At 70.4% G+C, this 2,182-nt stretch carries 2 protein-coding genes; both read left to right on the top strand.

The genetic code is table 11. From position 1 onward, the window contains the following. A partial coding sequence (locus tag GH737_RS15530; RefSeq protein WP_230558841.1) for a hypothetical protein occupies window positions 1-986 on the top strand: 986 nt, incomplete at its 5' end. Then, window positions 979-2,182 (top strand): O-antigen ligase family protein (locus GH737_RS14515; protein WP_155265476.1); only part of this gene is annotated, 1,204 nt, incomplete at its 3' end. The genes GH737_RS15530 and GH737_RS14515, both read left to right, overlap by 8 nt.

Below are 2,182 nucleotides of genomic sequence, written 5' to 3'. Positions count from 1 at the left end.
CAATCGACGAGCGCAGCTTCGCCGCGATGGCGCAAGCCGCGGCAGAAGCGCCGCTCTCGCCCGAGCCGTTCCTCGTGCGGGGCGTCCGGACGCAGCTCTCGGGCGATCTCGACGGAGCGCTGCGGGCCTTCCTCGCCGCGCAATGGCGCGACCCGCGCTCGCTTCCAGCGGCCTATTTCCTCGCGAACCATTATCTGCGCCTCGGCGACTCCTATCGCGGGCTCGAGCAGACCTCGCTTCTGGCCAGGCTCTCGCCGGGCGGAACGGCGGCCGCCGCGCCCTTCGTCGCGGCTTATGCGCGGGACCGCTCGAACTGGCCGATGATCCGGTCGCTTTTCCGCTCGCAGCCCGAACTGGAGGACGGGGTCCTGAACGCGCTTGCTCGCGACCCCGGCAACGCCGACGCGATCCTGGCGATCTCCGGCCCCGCCCACCGGCGCGCCGACAGCGCGTGGCTCGCAACATTGCTCAACAGCCTCGTCACGGCCGGGCAATATTCGCGGGCGCGCGCGATCTGGTCGGCGATCGCCGGAGCGAGAACCGGATCGGCGCTGGTCTACGATGCCGACTTCACGGCGCCGCAAGCGCCGCCGCCGTTCAACTGGTCGCTCGCCGGCTCGACGATCGGCCTTGCCGAACGCCAGCCTGGCGGCGGCCTCCATCTGATCTTCTACGGCAATCGCGACGGGGTCCTTGCGAGCGAGCTGGTGATGCTGGCGCCGGGGACCTACCGGCTCGATCTGCAGCTCGTCGGTGCCGCGGTCCGCCCCGAACTGCTGCGCTGGTCGATCCGCTGCGACAGGAGCTCCGAGCCCATCTCGACCGCCGCACTGGACACGGTCGCGAGGCGCGGCTGGACGTTCGCGATACCGGCTAATTGTCCGGCGCAATGGCTCGAGCTTTCGGGCCGCTCCGGGGACATTGCCCAGCAGTCGGACGCGACGTTCGCGCGCCTCAGGCTCAAACGCGCGGGGGCCGATGCCTAGCCGTTCGCGCGCGCTCGTCGCGCCCGCCTATCTGTTCGCCTGCCTCGTTCTCGGCGGAAGCGCCCAGGGTATCTGGCAGAACATGCTGCTGCAGCTCGCCGGGCTCGCGATCCTCGGCTGGGCGGCGTTGGACAAAGGGGAGGAACCGGTAGCGCGGCCGGCGAGGCAGCTGCTGATGATTGCGATTGCCGGACTTACCCTCGTCGCACTGCAGATGATCCCTTTGCCTCCCGAGGTCTGGACGCATCTCGGCCCCCGGGCCAAGGTCGCCGAAGGCTTCCGGGCGCTCGGAGTTGCGGTCCCGTGGGAGCCCCTCTCCCTCGCGCCCGCATCGGGAATCGACGCCCTGCTCAGGACCATCCCGCCGCTTGCGCTCCTCTGCGCAATGGTCCGCCTCAGAGCCTTCCGCCGCCAATGGCTGGCGGTGGCGCTGGTCGCCGGAACGCTCGCCGGAGTGCTCCTCGGGGCACTGCAGGTTGCGAGCGCCGACCCGCTGACCTCGCCGTGGTATCTGTACGACGAGACGAACTGGGGCAAGGCTGTCGGATTCTTCGCCAACGCTGACCACATGGCGACATTGCTCGTCGCCGCAATCCCGTTCACCGCAGCGATCGTCGCGGCGGCAGGGGGAAGGAGCTTCCAGCGGCGGGCGGCGCTCCTCGCCACCGGCGCGGCAATCGCCCTCGTCCTCGTGGTCGGCGTGGCTCTCAACGGTTCGCTTGCCGGCTACGGCCTCGCGCCGGCGGCGCTCGCCGCGAGCGCCCTCATCCTGCTTCCCCGACGCAGCCGGCTTCGCTCGTGGGTGGTCGCCCTGACCGCGATTTTCCTCGCTGCCGCCGTTGCCGCCCTGGAGATCACTCCGATCGGATCGGGCCATGTCGGCGAGCATGCGAGGAGCGCAGTCGACTCTCGGAGCGAGATCCTGGCGACGACGTCGCGAGCGGCCGCGGACTTCATGCCGTTCGGCTCCGGCCTCGGCTCGTTCAGGAGCGTCTACCGGCTCTACGAGCGACCGGAGCAGGTCACCGCCACCTACGTCGTTCACGCGCACAACGATTATGCCGAGCTCGCGCTCGAGCTCGGTGTCGCGGGCATTGCCCTGATGCTGCTGTTCCTCGCCTGGTGGGCGGCGGCCGTGTGGCGCGCTTGGAGCAGCCCGGAAGCGGGGCCCTTCGCGCGCGCGGCGGCGGTCGCGT

This window comes from Sphingomonas segetis, assembly GCF_009720245.1.
GTDB classification, from domain to species: domain Bacteria; phylum Pseudomonadota; class Alphaproteobacteria; order Sphingomonadales; family Sphingomonadaceae; genus Sphingomicrobium; species Sphingomicrobium segetis.
Note: the sequence above shows the minus strand (reverse complement) of the source record. Positions and strands in the feature narration are given on the sequence as shown.